Genomic DNA, 19564 nt, shown 5'->3' with positions numbered 1-19564 from the left:
GCGTCCAAGGCTAGCGCGCCACGCTGGCCCGGGCGCGCTGCAGGTGCGCGCGGCGGGAGGACTCTTCCTCGCCGGCGGTGAGCGCGGCCAGCAGCGCCGTCTTCAGCGCGTTGCGCCGCCGGGCGTCGGTGAGCTTCCGGCCCTCGGCGTCGACCACGTAGAAGGCGTCGACGGCCCGCTCGCCGTAGCTGTCGATGTGCGCCGAGAGGATCGAGAGGCCGGCGTCGGCGAGCACCCGGGCCAGCGCCGCCAGCAGGCCGGGGCGGTCGCGCCCGGAGGCCTCGACCACGGTTGAGGTCTCGGACGCCTCGTTGTCCAGCATCACCGTGGGCGTGATGGCGAAGGCGGCGGCGCGGCCGAGGTCGGCCTTGCGGCCGGGCTCCTGGCGAAGCGGCTCGCCGCGGGCGGCGGCCTCCAGAGACTCGGCGAGCTTGGCCAGCGCCCGGGAGTTCTGGGCGCCGTAGGGCTGGCCCGTGACGTCCTGCACGTAGAAGACGTCGAGCGCCTGGCCGGTGCGCGAGGTGAAGACCCGTGCGCCGACCACGTTGGCGCCGGCCGCGGTGATGGCGGCGGCCAGGTCCACGAACAGGCGCGGGCGGTCGGCGGCGGCCACCGCCACCTCGGCGGCGTTGCGGTCGGCGCGGATGCGGCCCTCGGCGGCGGCTCCGCCCAGGGCGCGGCGGGCGAGGCCGGCGTGCGCCCGCACCTCCGCCTCGGTGAAGGCCGAGAAGTAGGCGTCCTCCATGGCGTCGGCCCAAGGCTCGGCTTCGGGATCGCTCCGGGCCAGGGCCACGCGGGCGTCATAGGCGGCGTTCTCGTAGTGGCGCTTGAGCGCCGCGGCGGCGTCTGAGCCCCGACCGCCGCGGAACACCGCCTCGGTGGCGCCGTAGAGCTCGCGCATCAGCTGGCCCTTCCAGCCGTTCCAGACCCCCGGACCGACGGCGCGGATGTCGGCGACGGTGAGCACCAGGAGCAGGCGCAGGCGCTCGGGTGTCTCCACGATGCGGGCGAAGTCGGCCACCGTTCGCGGGTCGGAGACGTCGCGCTTCTGGGCGTAGTCGCTCATCACCAGGTGATGCTCCACCAGCCAGGCCACGAGCTCGATCTTGGAGCGCTCCAGGCCCAGCCGCTCGCAGGCCTGGCGCGCGGCGCGGGCGCCGGCCTTCTCCTGGCCCCCGGCTCCGCCCTTGCCGGTGTCGTGCAGCAGCATGGCCAGGAACAGGGCCTCGCGGTCGTCGATCAGCGGCATGATCTGCGCCGAGAGCGGGTGATCCTCGGCCAGACGGCCCTCGGCGATGTCGGCGATCACGCCGACGGCCCGCAGGGTGTGCTCGTCCACCGTGTACGAGTGGTACATGTTGAACTGCATCTGGGCGACGATGCGCCCGAACTCCGGGATGAACCGGCCGAGCACGCCGGCCTCGGTCATCAGGCCCAGCGTCCGCTGCGGGTCGCGTCCCCGCGCCAGGATGTCGAGGAACACCTTGGCCGCGTGACGGTCGCGCCGCACCGCGGAGGTGATCAGGTGGGCGCAGCGGGTGGCGGCGGTGAAGGCGTCCGGGTGCAGGTCAAGATTGCGCTGGTCGGCGATGCGGAACAGCCGCAGCAGGTTGACCGGGTCCTTCTCGAAGGTCTCCGGGCCTTCCACGGCGAGCCGCCCGCCGACCTCGTGGAAGCCGGGCTCGTCGAGCGGCTTCTTCTTCGGTCGCCGGGCCGGCAGGAGGCGGGAGATGCCGGTCGGCCGGCTCTTCACCTTCTCGGCCTCGAGCTTGGCGGCGAACACCCGCGTGAGCGCGCCCACCTCCTTGGCGATCAGGAAGTAGCGCCGCATGAACCGCTCGACGGCAGGATTGTCGGCGCGGTCGCCGTAGCCCATCCGTTGGGCGATTTCCGGCTGCAGGTCGAAGGTCAGGCGCTCCTCGGGCCGACCGGTGGTGAAGTGCAGGTGGCAGCGCACGGCCCAGAGGAAGTCGAAGGCGCGGACGAAGGTGCGCACGTCGCGGCCCTCGAACATCTCCAGCTGCAGCACCTTCTCGATGTTCTCGCCGGGATGCAGGTACTGGGCGATCCAGAACAGGGTGTTGAGGTCGCGCAGGCCCCCCTTCCCCTCCTTGACGTTGGGCTCGACCATGTAGCGGCTGGCGCCGGCCCGGGCGTGGCGATCGTCGCGCTCCTTGAGCTTGGCGGCGACGAACTCGGCCCCCGTGCCCTTGACCACGTCGTGCTGGAAGCGGCGGATCAGCTCGGCGGCCAGGCCCTCGTCCCCAGCCAGACGGCGGGCCTCCAGGATAGAGGTGCGGATGGTGAAGTCCTCGCGGGAGAGCTTCACGCACTCCTCGATGGTCCGCGAGGCATGGCCGACCTTGAAGCCCAGGTCCCACAGCGCATAGAGCATGTACTCGATGACGCTCTCGGCGTGCGCCGTCTGCTTGTAGGGCCGCACGAACAGCAGATCGATGTCGGAGAAGGGCGCCAGCGTGCCGCGCCCGTAGCCCCCCACCGCCATCAGCGCCAGGCGCTCGCCCTCGGTGGGGTTGCGGGCCCGGAAGACGTGGACGGTGGTGAAGTCCCAGAGCGCCTGGACCACCTCGTCAGTGACGCCGGAGAGCAGGCGGGCGGTCTCGATGCCGCCGGCCCCGTTCTCCAACCGCTCCTTGGCGATCATCCGGCCGCGGAACAGGGCCGCCTTGAGGATCTCGAGCGCGGCCTTCCTTTGGGCGGCCTCGTTGCCCAGGTGCTCCAGCGCGGCGGTGGACAGCTGCGAGCGCAGCTTCACGCCGTCGACGACGTATTCCAGGCGGGTGGGGCGAAGGCGCGGGGGCATGCTGGCCTCCGGATATAGGACGGTTCTTGCGTTTTCGCTTCCCGCTTCTGTCCCGGCCTTCCACGGAGCGGCGCACTGACTATGTTGCCCGCCCCATGCGCACTCCGGCCCGGACATGACCAAAGGCGGCTATCGCGGCGGCTCCACCCTCACGGGCTGGAACGCCAACGGCTATGTCCCGCCGTCCCGGAAGCTGAAGGGGAGGGGCCGCACGGCCCAGACGACCGGCGAGAGCGCCGCGCGCGACGAACTGGCCCGCAAGAAGCACGGCCTCACGCCGCGCAAGCCGGACCTGCGCGCCAAGGAGCAGGCCAAGGTCGAGCAGAAGCAGAAGCTCCGCAAGCTGACCCGCACCAGCGCGCCGGTAGTGGTGAAACTGAAGCGCCGCAAGCCCGCCAACAAGGTCGGGGCGCTGCGGCGGGTGAAGCCTCGCGGTTGAAGAGGGGCGGGATGGCTCCCGCCCCTCCTGTCCTCAGGCGGCGCTCTTGTCGAACAGCTTGGCCCAGCGCCGCTTGGCGCGGGCTTTGTGGGCGCCGTGGTGCCAGGCGTTGGAGGCGATCAGCGGGACCACCGTGGTGGCTTCCGCGAACACCATCTGCTCCCAGGTCACGTCCACCTTGCCCCAGGAGCAGGCCTCCTTGAGCGTCGAGGACGAGCAGGCGCCGTCGCGCACGTCCGCCACGGTGATCTGGACCGCGTACTTGTGCATCTCCGCCTCGTGGCCGAGGATCTCGGCGCAGACCACAGTGTCCTGCGCGAAGTTCTTCGGCACCCCGCCGCCGACCATGAACAGGCCGGTGGTTCCGGCCGCCAGCTTGATCTCGGTGAGCTCACGGAAGTCCGCGGCGGAGTCGATGGTCAGGTAGGGCTTGCCCTCCTTCATCCGCTCCACCTGGTGCTTCACCAGGCCGAAGCCCGCCGAGCAGTCCGAGAAGGCCGGCACGAAGATCGGCACGCCCTCGCGGTAGCAGACCTCGACCAGGCTGTCGGGCTTCTTGGCGTTGCCCGCAGCCAGCCACTTGCCCATCTCCCAGATGAACTCACGGCTGGAGTAGGGGCGCGGCTCGAGCGCATTGCACAGGTCGTAGATGACCGCGTCGCAGTGCTGCAGCTCTTCCTCGTCGATGTAGGTGTCGTAGATCCGGTCGATATAGAGGTCGCGCAGGTCGCGGTCGTCGACGTTCGACTGGGCCTGGTAGTGCTTGAAGCCAAGGGCCTCGAAGAAGTCCATGTCGACGATCGAGGCGCCGGTGGCGACGATCGCGTCGATCATCCCGTGCTGAACCATGTCCCGGTAGATGTGCATGCAGCCCGCCGCGCTCGTGGAGCCGGCCAGCGTCAGCCAGGTCGAGCAGGACTGGTCTTCCAGGCTCATCTTCCAGATGTCGGCCGCACGCGCCGTGTCGCGGCTCGTGAAGCTCATCTTGCGCATGGAATCGATGATCGGCCGGGCGTCGTACTGGTCGATGCCCACGTGCTCGACGGTGTTGGCGAGCAGTTCGGCCTTGCGGTTGGTGTTCTGAACGGGAGCGTTCATCGTCGGAAGTTCCCTTCTGAGGAGGATCGCCCGTCCAATAGGAAAGGCGCGACCGGGACGGAGCGACCGGCCGCGCCTATAACACTTCAGTGCGTCGGGTTGTTACCGCCGGCGGCCCTTCTTGCCCGCCGCGCCCTTGGGACGCGACAGGCGGACCACCTTGCGATCCTCCGCCTGCTGCTCACGCGGCAGACGGATGTGACGCCCGGCGAGCCCATACATGGAGGCCATCGGCGCATCTTCAACCGCCACGGTCTCGGCGTCGCCGAAGCCGTTGAAGCGCGTGTTCATGGCGATCCCGTAGGCGCCGAGCATGCCGATCTCGATGTAGTCGCCCTCGCGGACGTCCTCCGGGAGCCAGAACGGCCCCGGCATCTGATCGATGGAGTCGCAGGTCGGGCCGTAGAAGCGAAAGGGCCGCAGGGGGCCTTCCAGCTCGCAGGGCTCCCCGTTCTCCTGGCCGCGGTACAGCTTCACCGGGAAGGGCCATTTGGCGTGCGCCGCATCGAACAGGCTGCCGTAGCTGCCGTCGTTGAGGTACAGCGCGTCGCCCTTCTTCAGCTCGACCTTGGTGAGCACCGAGGAGGCTTCCGCCACCAGCGCCCGGCCGGGCTCGGCCCAAAGCTCGGTGTCCTTGTGGACGCTCATCTCCGCGAAGCCGCGGTGGATGGAATCCACATAGTCGGAGAGGTCCGGCGGCACCATGCCGGGGTAGACCGACGGGAAGCCGCCGCCCACGTCCACCACGTCGACCATGACCCCGGCCCGCAGAATGGCGCGGTTGGCCTGGGCCATGGCCGCCTGGAAGGCGGTCGGCCGCATGCACTGGCTGCCGACATGGAAGGAGACGCCCATGCGGTCCTGGGTGGCGCGCCGGGCGGCCAGCAGCAGGGCCGGCGCGTGATGGCTGTCCACCCCGAACTTGCCCGACAGCGAGTAGGCCGCGCCTTCCGCCGAGACGCCCAGGCGGACGATCAGCGACAGGTCGTCCGCGCCGCCGGTGGCGTCGAGGATCTTCTGCAGCTCCTCGTGCGTGTCGAAGGAGAAGGTCTTCACGCCGTGGTCGAAGTAGGCCTGGGCGATGGCGCGGCGGCTCTTCACCGGGTGCATGAAGGCCATGCGGGAGCCCGGCGCGTGCTGCGCGACCAGCTCGATCTCGGGGATCGAGGCCACATCGAAGGACGCCACACCGTTCGCCGCGAGGGTTTCGATCACCCACGGCGAAGGGTTCGCTTTGACAGCGTAGAAGACGTCGCCTTGAAAACTATCCTGGAACCAGCGCGCCGCTACGGCCACCACGCCCGGCCGCGCAAAGGCGACAGGACGCTCCGGGGACCGCTCGCGGACCAGGTCCAGGGGCGTATGGTACCTATGCACCTCACGCAACCCCCAACGGATTGTTGAACCCAGACCGGCGTTAGCAGCGCTTTTGAGGACATCGGGTCCGCCGGAAGCCGCGCAAATAGGGGCATACGCCCCCGATGTAAAGGGCGTTGCACGTGCGGCGACACGTCTCTACTCGCCGGCGCCTCGCATTATTCTCGCAGTGCGGCGCCTATAGCCGGCTAACGGCGTTCTCCGCCCGCCGGTTCCAGGGCGCGCCTGCCGGCTGGACCGATCGCGTGAAGGCGTGTCATGAAGCCGTCGCAACGGCCGGCGAGTTTCGTCCGCTTGCGCGCGCAAACTGAGGAATTTTCGCCGTCCATGCCTGACGCCGCCGTTCTGTCGATACGGAACGTGTCCAAGACCTTTGGCGCGCGCCGCGCCCTCGAAGGGGTCTCCCTCGACGTCTCGAAGGGCGAGATGATCGCCCTGATCGGGCCCTCGGGTTCGGGCAAGTCCACGCTCCTGCGCTCCATCAGCGCCCTGCAGACCATCGACTCCGGCGCCGGCCGGATCGAGGCCTTCGGCGGCCCCGTGCAGGAGAACGGCCGGATCGCCGGCAATGTGCGCAAGACCCGCACCCGGATCGGCATGATCTTCCAGCAGTTCAACCTGGTGGGCCGCCTGTCCCTGTTCTCCAACGTGGCCCTGGGCTCGCTCGGCCGGATCGATCCGGTGCGGGGGCTGTTCGGCGTCTGGCCGGCCGAGACCAAGCAGGCCGCCATGGCCGCCCTCGCCCGCATGGGCGTGGCCGACTACGCCGCCCAGCGGGCCAACACCCTGTCCGGCGGCCAGCAGCAGCGCGGGGCCATCGCGCGCGCGCTGGTCCAGAAGGCGAAGATCATCCTGGCCGACGAGCCGGTGGCCTCCCTGGACCCGGTCTCCGCCCGCCGGGTGATGGAGGCCCTGCGGACCCTGAACAAGGAGGACGGCCTGACGGTGGTCGTGACCCTTCACCAAGTCGACTATGCGCTGCGCTACTGCGACCGCGTGGTCGCCCTGAAGGCAGGCAAGGTGGTCTATGACGGCCCGTCCGCCGGCCTGAAGCGCGAACAGCTCATCGACATCTACGGGCCGGAGTTTGAGGACGTGTTCTGGGAAGGAGCCCCGCAATGATCGGTCGCCGCGTACTGACCGGGCTCGGGCTGGCCGCCCTGGTGGGGCTCGCCGCCTGCGGGGGCGAGCCGAGCAATCAGACGGGCCAAACGCCCAAGGAGCTGACCTTCTCGATCCTGTCGGCCGAGAACCAGCAGTCCATGGGCCCGCTGTGGCAACCCCTGCTCGATGACATGTCGAAGCAGATCGGCGTGCCGGTAAAGCCGTACTTCGCCACCAACTACACCTCGCTGATCGAGGCCATGCGCTTCAACCAGGTGCAGGTCGGCTGGTTCTCGGCGCTTCCGGCGCTGGAGGCCACGCGCCGGGCCGACGCCCAGGTGCTAGGCCGCGTCGTCGACGCCGGCGGCGAGGATTCCTACCGCTCGGTGCTGATCGTGCGGAAGGGCTCGGGCATCACGCTCGACAAGGTGCTGGCCTGCGACAAGACGCTGACCTTCGGCCTGGGCGACGCCAAGTCGACCTCCGGCACGCTGGCGCCGATGACCTACCTGTTCACGCCGCGCAACATCGAGCCGGCCAACTGCTTCAAGGCGGTGCGCTCGGCGAACCACCAGGCCAACGTCTTCTCCGTGGCCAACGGCCTGGTGGACGTGGCGACCAACAACACCGTGGGCCTGCTGTTCGCCGGCCGCCAGAATCCCGAGATCGCCGCCAAGGTCGAGGTGATCTGGCGCTCCCCGCCGATCCCGGAGTCGTCCATCGTCGCCCGCCGCGACCTGGACCCGGCGATCAAGGAGAAGATGCGCCAGTTCTTCCTGACCTACGGCACGGGGACCGGGCCCGAGGCCGACCGCCAGCGCGAGGTGCTGAAGGGCCTGGCCTACGGCGGCTTCCGCGCCGCCGACGACAGCTACCTCGATCCGATCCGCGAGATGGAGGCCGCCGAGGCTCTGGCCAACGCCCGCCGAAGCGGCGACCAGGTCGCCGTCCAGAAGGCGCAGGCCGAGTTCGACAAGGTGCGCGCCGCCGCGGCCCAGAAGCGCGCCGTGGAGCCGGACGTCTGATGTCGCCGGTCGACACCGTACCGCCCTCGGCGACCCTGACGCCGCCGACCCGCTCCATGGCCCAGCGGGCGCCCGACGCCCTCGTCTGGGGCGCGGTGATCGTGCTGCTGATCCTGGCCTTCGGGCCGGTGGAGATGCGCAACTTCAGCCGGATCTTCACCAATGCCGAGAACATGCGGATCTACGGCCGCCAGCTTCTCGACCCTGAGTGGGGCAACCTCGGCATCTACGTCCGCCAGATGTGGCTGACGATCCAGATCGCCATCTGGGGCACCTTCCTGGCCATCATCGTGGCCATCCCGTTCGGCCTGGCCTGCTCGCGCAACATCGCCCCCGTCTGGCTGCAGCAGCCGATGCGGCTCCTGATGAACCTGCTGCGCTCGATCCCGGACCTGGTGATCGGCACCATCTTCCTGGTGGCCGTGGGCCTTGGGCCGTTCGCGGGGGTGATGGCGCTGGCCATCTCCACCGCCGGCGTGCTCGCCAAGCTGTTCTCCGAGGCCGTGGAGTCCATCGACAAGGGCCCGGTCGAGGGCGTCCGGGCGACGGGCGCCAGCCGGCTGCAGGAGATCGTCTGGGGTGTCATCCCGCAGGTGGCGCCGCTGTGGACCTCCTACGCCCTCTACCGGTTCGAATCGAACTCCCGCTCGGCCACGGTGCTCGGCCTGATCGGGGCGGGCGGGATCGGCCAGGTGCTGTTCGAGAGCCTCAACGCCTTCAACTACGGCGAGCTGTCGGCGATCGTCATCGTCATCGTGGTGGCGGTGTCGCTGATCGACCTCTTGTCCCAGGCGATGCGCAGCCGGCTTCTCTAGCGCCGTCACACGAGCTTCGCCGAAGCGAGAGCCGAACGTCGCAGAACTGTCGCGCGTATGTCATCCACGCGCTCTACCTCCTCGCGCCCACGGCACAGGAGAACGACATGGACGGCAGGCACATCGGCTGGGCGGCGGGCGTCGTCCTGGCGACCCTGGGCGCGGCCTCGGGAGCCGCGGCGATCGAGCCGCCCAAGGTGTTCGGCCGCATCTACCTCGACTACGTGGGCCAGGACGTGGACCGCGAGACCGGCCTCGACTTCGACGCCGACGACCGGCGCGTGCGCACCGCGCGGATCGGCGCCGAGGGCAAGCTGTCGTCGAAGTGGAGCTACAAGGGCGAGCTCTCGATGACCGACGACAGTCCTCCCCAGTGGGAGGACATCCTGATCGAATACCGGCCGGTCGCGTCGACCGCGATCACCGCGGGCAACTTCAAGTCGCTCGGCCTCGAGAACGTCACCTCGTCCCGCTACTCCACCTTCCTCGAGAAGGGGCCCTACACCGACGCGCTGGACATCGGCCGGGTGCTGGGCGTGCGGGTGAAGACCGGCGGACCGGACTGGACGCTGGCGGCGACGGTCGTGGCGGACTCCGTAAACGCCTCCGACCCGGTGCAGGTGGCCGAGGGCGACGCGTCCATGACCGGCGTGGCGGTTCGCGGCACCTGGGCGCCGGTGAACACGGCCAAGACCAAGGTCCACCTGGGCGCCTGGGGCCGGGTGCGCGAACGCCAGGACGGACGGGCCTTCACCTACCGCACGCGCAACAACACCAACTTCGGGAACCGCTACACCTCGACGGGCGCCATCGGCGACGGCGACACCATGGTGGGCCTGGAGGGCCTGGTGATCCGCGACCGCTTCTCCCTGCAGGGCGAATGGGCGCGGGCCGAGGTGGACCGCGTCACGGGCGGCAACGAGGACTTCTCCACCTGGTACGTCGCCGCCGCCTGGTACCTGACCGGCGAGATGCGGGTGCTTGAGGCCAAGAAGGGCGAGCTCGGCCGGACCAAGGTCCTGCGCCCGGTGACCGAGGGCGGCGGCGGCGCCTGGGAGCTGGCGGCCCGCTACGACACCCTCGACCTCACCGGGATCAGCGCCGCGCCGCGCACGGCCGGCGAGTACTCCGCCTGGACCCTCGGCGCCAACTGGCACCTGACCTCGCACATGCGGGTGATGGCCAACTACACCGCCTCGAAGAACGACAATCCCGCGGTCGGCGCCGACGTGGACGCCGACACCTGGCAGTTCCGCTTCCAGTACGACTTCTAGGCGGGCTCCGGCCGGCGGCGACGCACGCGCGCCAGCCTGCGCAGCCGCCGCCAGAAGCGGGTCTTCTCCGGCTCGGGGTAGGGCTGCAGGTTCTTCAGGAAGTCCTCGGCGCAGGCCCGCCAGGAGAACCTCTCGGCGAAGGCGCGCACGGCGTCGCGGTCGAGCTTCAGGCAGTCGAGGCAGGCCTCGCGCAGCCCCTCGGTGGCGCTGGCGGCGAGCACGCCGGCGCCGGAGTTCGGGATGATGTCGATGGGACCGGGGGCCGGGTAGGCCGCCACCGGCGTTCCCGAGGCCATGGCCTCCAGGATCACCAGGCCGAAGGTGTCGGTGAGCGAGGGGAAGACGAAGACGTCGGCGCAGGCGTAGGCCGCCGACAGGTCCTCGCCGGACTTGGAGCCGGTGAACACCGCCTTGGGGTACTTGGCCTTCAGTTCGTCGAGCTGCGGGCCGGGGCCGACGACGACCTTGGTCCCCGGCAGGTCGAGGCCCAGGAAAGCCTCGATGTTCTTCTCCACGGCGACGCGGCCGACATAGAGGAAGACCGGCCGCGCGAGGTCCTCGAAGACGTCGGGCTCGCCGTCCTTGCGCGGGCGGAAGGCCTCGGTGTCGACGCCGCGCGACCAGGACGAGATGTTGCGGAAGCCGTGCTGGGTCAGCTCGTCGCGCATGGTCGGCGTGGCCACCATCAGCCGGCCCGACGGCTTGTGGAACCACTTCATGTAGGCGTAGCCGGCGGCCAGCGGCAAAGGCAGCCGGGCCGAGACATACTCCGGGAAGCGGGTGTGGTAGCTCGTCGTGAACGGCAGCTTCCACTCCACGCAGATGCGTCGCGCCGCAAGGCCGATGGGGCCCTCGGTGGCGATGTGGATGGCCTCGGGCTCGAAGGCCTTGAAGCGCTCCTGCACCGGCTCGTAGACGCCGATCGCCACCTTGATCTCGGAATAGGTGGGGAGCGGGAAGGTCTTGAACTGGTTGGGGTGGATCACCTCCACCGTGTGGCCCATCTCGCCCAGTTCGCGGACCACGCGGGTGAGGGTGCGCACCACGCCGTTCACCTGCGGCTCCCAGGCGTCGGTGGCCAGCAGGATGCGCATCGGCCGCTGGGTGTCGCGCGCCGCGGTGATCGCCTCGCGGACCCGCGGCATGGCCCGGGGCTTCGGCTTGTCGGGCGAGGCGGCCACCGCCTGGTTCTGCATCCATGCCCAGAAGGCGCCCAGGAGCGCCTCCTTGGTCGGGAAGTAGCGGTAGACCGTACGCTCGCCGAGGCCCGCGTCGCGGGCGATCTCCGCGAAGCTCAAGTCTTCCAGGGAATGACCGCCCTCCAGCTGCCGGCCCACGGCCTGGAGGATCTGCTCACGGGTCTCCGCCCGCTGCCGGTCGCGCAGGCTGGGGGGCATGGGCGGTTTCATGGCAGCGGCACTGTCACCAATTTGCCGGGGGTGTCAATTGAACCGCGTTACGCGGCGATCGCCTCGGGCTCGGCCGTGGGAGGCGGGAGGAGGACGCGGTCCAGGGCCGACCAGTGGCGGAGCTTCGCCCACTCCAGGATCTCGAGACGGCCGTCGGGATGCTCCACCAGGGCCGTGCAGCTTTCCACCCAGTCGCCGTCGTTCACATAGACGATTCCATCGATCTCGCGCATCTCGGCCTTGTGGATATGGCCGCAGATCACGCCGTCGACACCCCGCCGGCGGGCCTCCTCGGCCACGGCGGCCTCGAAGTCCTCGATGAACTGCAGGGCGTTCTTCACCCGGGTCTTCAGGAAGGCGGAGAAGCTCCAGTAGCCGAACCCCATCCGGCGCCGTGCGCGGTTCATCAGGGTGTTGGTCGAGAGCAGGGCGCGGTAGGCCCAGTCGCCGAGAAAGGCGAGCCATTTGGCATGCTGCACCACCCCGTCGAACTCGTCGCCGTGGGTGACCAGGAAGCGCCGGCCATCGGCGGTCTCGTGGATGGCGTCGCGGGCCACCACCACGCCACCGAAATGGATGCCGCAGAAGTCGCGCACCCGGTCGTCGTGGTTGCCCGGGACGTAGGTGACCGTCACGCCCTTGCGGGCCAGCCGCAGGATCTTCTGGACCACGTCGTTGTGGCTCTGCGGCCAATACCAGCCGCCCTTCATCTTCCAGCCGTCCACGATGTCGCCCACCAGGTAAAGCTGGTCGCACTCCATGTGCCGGATGAAGTCGAGCAGCAGCTCGGCCTGACAGCCGCGCGTGCCCAGGTGGATGTCGGACAGGAAGACGGTTCGGTAACGCCGGATTCCAGGATCGCCCACGATGCGCTCCCAACGCCTGGATTTTGAACAGCCGCTAGGCTGATTGCATGTCGGTTTCGTGAAACCTCGCGGGTGCGGCCTTGAAGCTCTGGTTCGAACTCCCCTTCTGTTGGTAGGTATTCAGCTAGAGCAGACCCTCCCCAGGTCGCCGAAACATTGGTCCCGATGGACGCCAGAACCTATCCGGCGAAGGCCACGCCCAAGTCGCTGCGCACGCGCGCGCGTATTCTCGACGCGGCGATGCGGCTGTTCGCGGAGGTGGGCTACCACGCCGCCACCAACGCCATGATCGCCGACGCCGCCAGGCTGACCCGCGGGGCCATGCTCTACCACTTCGCCAGCCGCGAGGAGCTGGTGGAGGCCGCCGTCGCCCACATCGAGCTGGAGCGCGCCCGCCTGTTCGAGGAGGCGGGCTCCAGGCCGCATCCGCCGGGCGTGGACGCCGCCGAGCACGCCATCGACGCCTACTGGGCCCTGCTGCACGAGCTCCCGTTCGTGGCCTTCGCCGAGCTGGAGGCGGCGGCCCGCACCGACCCTATGCTGCGCGAGCGGCTGGCGGCGGCCCAGAGCGCCTTCGACCACGCCCAGGTGGGCGCCCGCTTCGGCGCCATGGTGCAGGCCGGCGCCGACCCGCGCTTCCAGACCAGCCGCGACCTCGGCCGCTTCCTGCTGGAGGGCTTGGCGAAGGGCGCCATGACCTATGACGAAGCGGCCCGCCGCGAGCGCCTGCTGGCGGTCGTCAAGCGCGCCGTGCGCATCCTCAACCGCAAGGGCGACGGCCAGGACCTCTGGGCGGAGTAGGGCCTAGCGTCCGGCCCGCACGTCCTTCGGGTCTGCCGCGTTCAGCAGGGGCTCGCCCCGGACGAAGCGGCCGAGGTTGTCCAGGAACAGGGCGTCGTTGCGGGTCCCCTGACCGGAGGTGATCCCCGACGCGTGCGGCGTCAGCATCACCCGGGGATGATCCCAGAACGGGCTGTCGGCCGGCAGGGGCTCGGTCTCGAAGACGTCCAGGAGGGCGTGCTCCGGCTTGCCCGCGTCGAGCGCCGCCAGCAGGGCGGGCTCGTCCACCAGGCCGCCGCGGCCCACGTTGACCAGCACCGAGCCGTCCTTCATGGCCGACAGGAACGCCGCGTCCACGAGATGGCGGCTCTCCGCCGTCAGCGGGATCGACAGCACCACCACGTCGGCGTGGGGCAGTAGCCGAGGCAGGTCGGCGAGCGGGGCGATGGCGTCGGCGTCCGGATGCGAAGCCTGGCTGCGGCGCACCCCGGTCACCCGGGCCCCGAAGGCCCGCGCCCGTCGGGCCACGCCCTGGCCGATGGCCCCGAAGCCCACGACCAGCCAGTGGGAGCCGGCAACCTCGCGGAAGGCGAGCCGGTTCCAGGCGTGGTGGGCCTGGGCCGCACGCCGCTCCGGCCCCCGCTGGAAGTGGTCGAGCACGCCCCAGACGACGTACTCGGCCATGCCCACCGCCTGGCCGTGGCTGGTGGTGAGCGTCACGCCCTTCTCGATCAGCTTGCCGAACACCGGATTGTCGAAGCCCGCGGCCCCGCTCTGCACCCAGCGCAGCCCGGGCGACTTGAGGAGGGCCACGGCGTAGTCGCGCCCGGGACCGCCGGCCCACAGGTCGGCGTTCATCCAGCCTGCCTCCACGGCCGCCGCCTCGATGGTCACCGGCCGCCCGGCCAGCGTCGTCTCGCCCGCGTCGTTCATGAGAACGGGCTCGACCTCCGGAGAGATCGAGCCCGCAAGCCTCCGGTAGGAGGGTTCGTAGATCAGCAGTCGCATCCCGGCCGACTATGGCCGGCCGATGACCGCCTGACCAGCGTCCGACGGGCTAGCGCCCGCCGGGAGCGGGCTCGGCCGACGGCATGGCGGCGTTCTGGCCGCCGCCGCGCCGCCCGCGGCCCATCATCGCCTGGGCCGCCGCCATCTCGGCCTTGTCGAGTGCGGCGTCGCCGTTCTTGTCGAGCATGGCCCAGTACTTGCCGATCATCTCGCCGGCCCGTCCGCGCAGCTCAGCCTTCTGCAGCTTGCCGTCGACGTTGTCGTCCATCATCCCGACCATGCGGGTCTGGTTCATCAGCTCGTCGTAGTTGACCTGCTTGGTGGCCGTCTCGTCGATCCAGCGGAAGCGGAGCGCCGTGTAGAACATCTCCTCCCAGGACTGGTCGCCCCAGACGATCTCCTTGCTGGGGTCCGGGTTGGCCGGGTTCCGCTTGGAGTTGTCGTACCAGTAGTTGGCGATGACCCTGGAGCCGGCCGGGATCTTGATCGGCTCGGCGAAGGTGTACTCGCGCTGCCAGTTGAAGTCGTAGCGCGGCATGGCCAGCAGCAGCTTCTTCTCGCCGCTCGGGTACTGCACCCACAGGTCCGAGGCATAGCCGCGGTAGTGGGCGTGCGGGAAGGCCGAGTAGAGCAGCGCCTCCTTCGGGAACTCGACGTAGGCGGTCTCCTTGTGACGCGCCGCGCCCGGCGGGATGACGATGGAATTGTCCACCACCACCGTGCTGCGCATCATCAGGTCGGGCTTCTCGTCGTCCTTGTAGAAGTAGAGGCCGATCTGGGACTTTTCGACGACGTCCTTGCCGTAGGGCGTGTAGTGGGCCTGGAAGGCCACGGCGCCGCCCGGCGGCAGGTAGGTGCCGACGTTCGTCGGCCAGTAGGTGGACTCCGCGCCCACGGCGTAGCCGCCGACGCCCGCGCCCCAGCGCATCTCGTTCACCTGGGAGCCCGCGGCCGGGACCTCGTTGATGTAGCCGGAGAGGTAGTGGTGCACCGCCTGGCGGGCGCCGATCTTGTAGGTCGACGCCTTGATCCACTTGCCCTCGGTCAGCGGGTTGGCCACGAACGGACGCTGGTACTCCACGACGCCCGAGGCCGGGATCTTGTAGGCCGGGATGTCGAGGATCAGGTCAGGCTTGCCGAGCGGCCAGTCGGCGGCGTGGCGTTCCTTCTGGGCCAGCGGGTCGGCCCCGTCGCCGCGCGGCGCGCCCGCCTCGATCCAGTGGACGAGAGTCTTGATCTCGGCCTTGGTGAGGCTCTTGTCATCCTGGAACTTGCCCACGTGGGGATCGGCGTTCCACGGCGGCATCCGGTCGGTGCGGATCACCTCGCGGATCATCGGCGAGAAGCCCTTCACCATCTCGTAGCTGGTCATGGCGAACGGGCCGATGGAGCCGGGCTGGTGGCAGCCCACGCACTTGGCCTCGAGGATCGGCGCCACGTCCTTGGCGTAGGAGATCTGCGCGTGCTGCGCCTTTTTCGCGCGCTCCGGGAAGTCGATCAGGCAGCCCTTGGTGGACAGGCTGGCGTGCTGCACGGTCGGCTTGCCGGCCAGCAGGCCGTCGAGCGCGTTGGCGGCGAACGGCGTGACCTTGGCCTTCTGGGCGCCGCCGTAGTCGATCCGGTCGTCGAGCGGGCCGCGGTAGATCACCTTCCAGGTCTTCGGATCGATCACGAACACCTCGGCGGTGCGCGTCACGCCGAGCTGCTCGCCGACCAGCTGGTTGGCGTCGATCAGCACGGGGATGTCGAGACCGAACTCGGCCGCCTCGGCCTTCACCGTCTCGGGCTTGTCCTGCAGGGCGGAGTTCAGCATCAGGAACTCGACGCCCTTGTCCTTGTAGGCGTCCCGCAGCTCCTTCAGCGCCGGCGTCATCGCCCGCACGATCGGGCAGCCGTTCATGTGGGTGACGATCACGACCGCCTTGGCGTCCGCCAGCCGGTAGAGCTCATGCCCCATGTAGTCGGCGTCGGTCAGCATGAAGTTGTCGACCTGAGTCGGCAGGGCCGCGGCGACGACGGATTCGGTGGCGGAAGCGGCCTCGCCGCTGGCGAGCGCATTGGGCGCCCCGTCGGTGGTGCAGCCGAACAGGAGCGCCGAGCTCCCCAGGGCCGCGAGCACGGAAATGCGTGCAGCGATCATCCCATAGTCCTCCCAATATCGGAGCATTTCTCGATCGCGAAAATCATCGCGTCGGCGCGCCTGCTCCAAACTTAACGCCGTTTAGAGGCCATTTCCAGCATACCGACGTTTCATAATTGTTTCGATGACGGGGGCGTCATCGACCCTGTTCGGCGGCGATCCAGTCCGTGATGCGGCGATCCAGCACGTCCATGGGCAGCGGCCCGGCGAGCAGGACCGCGTCGTGAAAGCGGCGGACGTCGAAGCGGGGACCCAGCGCGGTCATCGACCGCTCGCGCAGCTCGACATACTTCCGCTCGCCGACCTTGTAGGCCAGCGCCTGGCCCGGCCAGGAGACGTAGCGGGCGAGTTCCACCTCGATGTTCAGGGGGCTGAGCGCCGTGTTCTCGGTGAAGCAGGCCCGCGCCTTGTCGAGGCTCCACCCCTTCCAGTGGAGTCCCGTGTCGGCGACCAGGCGGCAGGCGCGCCACATCTCGTAGGAGAGCTGGCCGAACCGCTCGTAGGGCGTCCGGTAGATCCCCATCTCGCCGGCCACCCGTTCGGAATAGAGCCCCCAGCCCTCCACGAAGGCGGTGAAGGCCGGCGCCTCGCGGCGGAAGGCGGGCTTGCCCTCCAGCTCCTGGGCCAGCGCGATCTGCAGATGGTGGCCCGGCACGGCCTCGTGGGCGGTCAGCGCCGGCAGTTCGTAGAGCGCCCGCTGGTCGAGGGCGTAGGTGTTGACCATGTACCCGCCGGCGACGCCCTGCTGCGGGCTGCCCTGGAAGTAGCGGCCGGTGGTGTAGGCCTGCTCGATCTCCTTCGGCACCGGCCGCACACCATAGGTGAGGCGCGGCAGGGTCCCGAACCAGCCGGGCAGCCTGTCGTCGATGCGCTTGGCGATCTCGGACGCCTTCTCCAGCAGGTCCTCGCGGGTGGTGGCGTAGAAGCGCGGATCCTTGCGCAGCATGGCGATGAAGCCGGCGAGGTCGCCGGTCCAGCCGGCTTCCTTCATCACCCCGTCCATCTCGGCCCGGATGCGAGCCACCTCGGCGCGGCCGAGCTCGTGGATCTGGTCGGGGGAAAGGTCGGTGGTGGTGTGGTCGCGCACCAGCCAGCGATAGTAGCGCTCGCCGTCGGGCAGGGTCCGCGCGCCGAGCTGCGGCCGCGCGGCCGGCAGGTATTCCCGCTCCAGGAAGGTGATGAACTGCCTCTGGACGGGCCGCAGCGCCTCGACCGCCGCCCGCCCGCGGGCCCGCAGCGCCGCCTGCTCGGCGGCCGGGATCGTGTCGGGCAGCGCGGCGAGCGGCTGCAGCAGCGGATCCCGGTCCACGGGCGTGGCGACGGTCTGGCGCATCTGCTTCAGCACCACCTCGACGCTCGAGCGGGGCTGGGTGAAGCGGGTCTTCACGCCGCGGCGGGTGTTCTCGATGTTGTCGCGCCAGCCCTTCGGCGCGGCCTCCAGCCGGGCGACCCAGGCCCGCGCGTCGTCCGTGGAGCGGATCGGCGTGGTCTGCGCCAGGTAGCCGAGGGTGTCGTAGAAACCGCCGTCCGAGGAGAGCGGCATGCGCGCCACGTCGAAGGCCAGCGCCTGCAGCTGGCTGTCGACGATCCAGGCCAGGAGGTCGCGGTTGAGCTTCGCCTCCGGGGTGAGGCCGGCGTCGGGGATCGCCCTGAGCCGGGCCTGGATGCCCTCCAGCGCGGCCTTCCGCCTCGCGTCCGCCGCCGGGGTGACGTCCGGCAGCTTCGATAGCGCGGCGCGGTCGCCGAGCCGGCCGGCGGTGATCGGGTCGTCGGCCAGCCAGAAGGCTTCGTAGTCTGCGATCACCCGGGCGACGGCGGAATCCTGGGCGAAAGCGGGCGCCGCCAGCAGCACAAGGACGAAGGCCAGGACCAGGCGACGCATGCGGAACACTCCCCCGACGATTGCGCGGCCAAGCTGGCGCCCGCCGCGCCCGGCGCCAAGGCTTGTCGCGCCGCGGCGACGCGGGCAAAGGTGGCGCTTCGCCGGGGAGGGCCTTCATGAGCTTCGTCACGCGCCGCAAGCCGGTGGCCGCCGCCGCCCATTCGGAGAGCGGCCACCGGCTGAAACCTACCCTGGGCTGGCCGCACCTCGTGGCCCTGGGGGTCGGGGCCATCATCGGCACCGGCATCTACACCCTGACCGGCGTGGCCGCGGGGCTGGCGGGCCCGGCGGTGATCCTCTCCTTCGCGGTGGCGGGCGGGGTCTGCGCCTTCGCGGCCCTCTGCTACGCCGAAATGGCGAGCCTCACGCCCCAGGCCGGCAGCGCCTACACCTACGCCTACGTCAGCCTCGGAGAGCTGCTGGCCTGGATCGTCGGCTGGAGCCTGATCCTGGAGTACACCCTGGTCTGCAGCGCCGTCTCCGTGGGCTGGGCCGCCTACGCCTCGGGCCTGATCCAGCAGGCCGGCTGGCCCGTCCCCGCCTCGCTGCTCGCCGGGCCGGAGGCCGGCGGGATCGTCAACCTGCCGGCCGTGTTCATCGCGCTGGTGGTGACCGGGGTGCTGCTGATCGGCACGCGGGAGAGCGCGACGGTCAACTTCGTGCTGGTGGTCGTGAAGCTGGTGGCGCTCGCCGCCTTCGTGGCGATCACCCTGCCGACCTTCGACGCCAGCCATTTCAGCCCCTTCGCCCCTTACGGCTACGGTGCGGTCTCGGCCGAGGACGGGCGCAAGTTCGGAGTCATGGGGGCGGCCGCGATCATCTTCTTCGCCTTCTACGGCTTCGACGCCATCTCCACGGCCGCCGAGGAGGCCAAGAACCCGGCCCGCGACCTGACCATCGGCATCGTGGGCTCGATGGCGCTCTGCACATTGATCTACATGGTGGTGGCGGCCGCGGCCCTGGGCGCCACGCCGTTCGACGTCTTCTCCCGGAGCGAGGAGCCGCTGGCCTTCGTGCTGCGGGAGATGGGCCAGGGCGCCGCCGCCTCGCTGATCGCGGGCGCCGCGGTGGTGGCCATGCCCACGGTGATCATGGTCTTCATGTTCGGGCAGAGCCGGGTGTTCTTCGCCATGGCCCGGGACGGCCTGCTGCCGACCCGGCTCGCCACCGTCAGCGGACGGGGCGTGCCCACGGCCGTGACCCTGCTGACGGGCCTGATCGCGGCGCTGATCGCGGGCCTCGTGCCCCTCGCCGACATCGCCGCCCTGGCCAACGCCGGGACCCTGGCCGCCTTCATCGCCACGGCCGTTGCAGTGCTCGTCCTGCGCCGCCGGGCCCCCGACCTGGCGCGGCCGTTCCGGACGCCGCTGGTCTGGCTCGTGGCTCCCGCGGCCATCGCGGGCTGCCTCTACCTGTTCACCAGCCTGACGGCGAAGACGATCGTCTTCTTCTTCGTCTGGAACGCGGTCGGCGTGGCGGTCTACCTGCTCTACGGACGACTGAAGAGCCGGCTGGCGTAGGGC

15 protein-coding genes and 1 pseudogene are annotated in these 19564 nt (G+C 69.9%); 7 read left to right on the top strand and 9 right to left on the bottom strand.

Annotation, left to right across the window (positions count from 1 at the left end):
- Positions 1 to 10 precede the first annotated feature (10 nt).
- Positions 11 to 2824 carry a [protein-PII] uridylyltransferase gene (locus V7Z97_RS00210; protein ID WP_334160594.1) on the bottom strand — a complete coding sequence of 938 codons (2814 nt, stop codon included), beginning with the start codon at positions 2822 to 2824 and terminating at the stop codon, positions 11 to 13.
- A 115-nt stretch (positions 2825 to 2939) separates the two neighbouring features.
- Here V7Z97_RS00210 and V7Z97_RS00205 point away from each other — a divergent pair, with 115 nt between their 5' ends.
- Positions 2940 to 3263 carry a hypothetical protein gene (locus V7Z97_RS00205; protein WP_334160592.1) on the top strand — a complete coding sequence of 108 codons (324 nt, stop codon included), beginning with the start codon at positions 2940 to 2942 and terminating at the stop codon, positions 3261 to 3263.
- 33 nt (positions 3264 to 3296) lie between these two features.
- Here V7Z97_RS00205 and V7Z97_RS00200 read toward each other — a convergent pair whose 3' ends face one another.
- Positions 3297 to 4361, bottom strand: a complete 1065-nt coding sequence (locus V7Z97_RS00200) for a 1,9-bis(guanidino)-5-aza-nonane synthase (protein WP_334160590.1) — start codon at positions 4359 to 4361, stop codon at positions 3297 to 3299.
- A 102-nt stretch (positions 4362 to 4463) separates the two neighbouring features.
- Positions 4464 to 5738 (bottom strand): type III PLP-dependent enzyme, encoded by a 1275-nt coding sequence (locus V7Z97_RS00195; protein ID WP_334160588.1) that lies wholly within the window; start codon positions 5736 to 5738, stop codon positions 4464 to 4466.
- Between the two features lie 327 nt (positions 5739 to 6065).
- Between V7Z97_RS00195 and phnC the strand changes: the two genes are divergently transcribed.
- The 4 genes from phnC to V7Z97_RS00175 all read left to right on the top strand — a co-directional run bounded on the left by phnC (position 6066) and on the right by V7Z97_RS00175 (position 9956).
- On the top strand, positions 6066 to 6860 hold the full coding sequence (phnC, locus tag V7Z97_RS00190) for a phosphonate ABC transporter ATP-binding protein (RefSeq protein WP_334160587.1): 795 nt from the start codon (positions 6066 to 6068) through the stop codon (positions 6858 to 6860).
- The gene (phnD, locus tag V7Z97_RS00185; RefSeq protein WP_334160586.1) at positions 6857 to 7867 is read left to right on the top strand and encodes a phosphate/phosphite/phosphonate ABC transporter substrate-binding protein; all 1011 of its coding nucleotides are present in this window, start codon (positions 6857 to 6859) and stop codon (positions 7865 to 7867) included. Before phnC ends, phnD begins: the two co-directional genes overlap by 4 nt.
- A complete protein-coding gene (phnE, locus tag V7Z97_RS00180) occupies positions 7867 to 8682 on the top strand; it encodes a phosphonate ABC transporter, permease protein PhnE (RefSeq protein ID WP_334160585.1) in 816 nt (271 codons plus the stop codon). Before phnD ends, phnE begins: the two co-directional genes overlap by 1 nt.
- Before the next feature lie 107 nt (positions 8683 to 8789).
- Entirely contained in the window at positions 8790 to 9956 is a 1167-nt protein-coding gene (locus V7Z97_RS00175; protein WP_334160584.1) for an OprO/OprP family phosphate-selective porin, read from the top strand.
- Here V7Z97_RS00175 and V7Z97_RS00170 read toward each other — a convergent pair.
- The 3 genes and pseudogenes from V7Z97_RS00170 to V7Z97_RS00160 all read right to left on the bottom strand — a co-directional run bounded on the left by V7Z97_RS00170 (position 9953) and on the right by V7Z97_RS00160 (position 12234).
- Positions 9953 to 11050: a glycosyltransferase family 4 protein gene (locus V7Z97_RS00170; RefSeq protein ID WP_334160928.1), complete on the bottom strand. Its 1098-nt coding sequence runs from the start codon at positions 11048 to 11050 to the stop codon at positions 9953 to 9955. The genes V7Z97_RS00175 and V7Z97_RS00170 overlap by 4 nt on opposite strands.
- Positions 11051 to 11176: 126 nt before the next feature.
- Positions 11177 to 11353, bottom strand: a pseudogene (locus V7Z97_RS00165) (TetR/AcrR family transcriptional regulator); the annotation flags it as partial.
- A 59-nt stretch (positions 11354 to 11412) separates the two neighbouring features.
- Positions 11413 to 12234, bottom strand: coding sequence for a UDP-2,3-diacylglucosamine diphosphatase (locus V7Z97_RS00160; protein ID WP_334160926.1), 822 nt, complete (start codon positions 12232 to 12234; stop codon positions 11413 to 11415).
- A gap of 162 nt (positions 12235 to 12396) precedes the next feature.
- Here V7Z97_RS00160 and V7Z97_RS00155 point away from each other — a divergent pair, with 162 nt between their 5' ends.
- Positions 12397 to 13032 carry a helix-turn-helix domain-containing protein gene (locus V7Z97_RS00155; protein ID WP_334160583.1) on the top strand — a complete coding sequence of 212 codons (636 nt, stop codon included), beginning with the start codon at positions 12397 to 12399 and terminating at the stop codon, positions 13030 to 13032.
- A gap of 3 nt (positions 13033 to 13035) precedes the next feature.
- Here V7Z97_RS00155 and V7Z97_RS00150 read toward each other — a convergent pair whose 3' ends face one another.
- The 3 genes from V7Z97_RS00150 to V7Z97_RS00140 form a co-directional block, all read right to left on the bottom strand.
- Complete coding sequence (locus tag V7Z97_RS00150; RefSeq protein WP_334160582.1) at positions 13036 to 14019, bottom strand: D-2-hydroxyacid dehydrogenase; 984 nt, start codon at positions 14017 to 14019, stop codon at positions 13036 to 13038.
- Between the two features lie 49 nt (positions 14020 to 14068).
- Positions 14069 to 16159 (bottom strand): redoxin family protein, encoded by a 2091-nt coding sequence (locus tag V7Z97_RS00145; protein ID WP_334160581.1) that lies wholly within the window; start codon positions 16157 to 16159, stop codon positions 14069 to 14071.
- Positions 16160 to 16295: 136 nt separating this feature from the next.
- Positions 16296 to 18041, bottom strand: a complete 1746-nt coding sequence (locus V7Z97_RS00140) for a DUF885 domain-containing protein (protein WP_334160580.1) — start codon at positions 18039 to 18041, stop codon at positions 16296 to 16298.
- Positions 18042 to 18157: 116 nt separating this feature from the next.
- Between V7Z97_RS00140 and V7Z97_RS00135 the strand changes: the two genes are divergently transcribed.
- Positions 18158 to 19561 carry an amino acid permease gene (locus V7Z97_RS00135; RefSeq protein WP_334160579.1) on the top strand — a complete coding sequence of 468 codons (1404 nt, stop codon included), beginning with the start codon at positions 18158 to 18160 and terminating at the stop codon, positions 19559 to 19561.
- Positions 19562 to 19564: the final 3 nt, after the last annotated feature.

It is taken from the genome of Phenylobacterium sp. (assembly GCF_036821595.1).
Lineage (GTDB): Bacteria > Pseudomonadota > Alphaproteobacteria > Caulobacterales > Caulobacteraceae > Phenylobacterium.
This window is presented reverse-complemented; position numbering and strand designations above follow the sequence as displayed.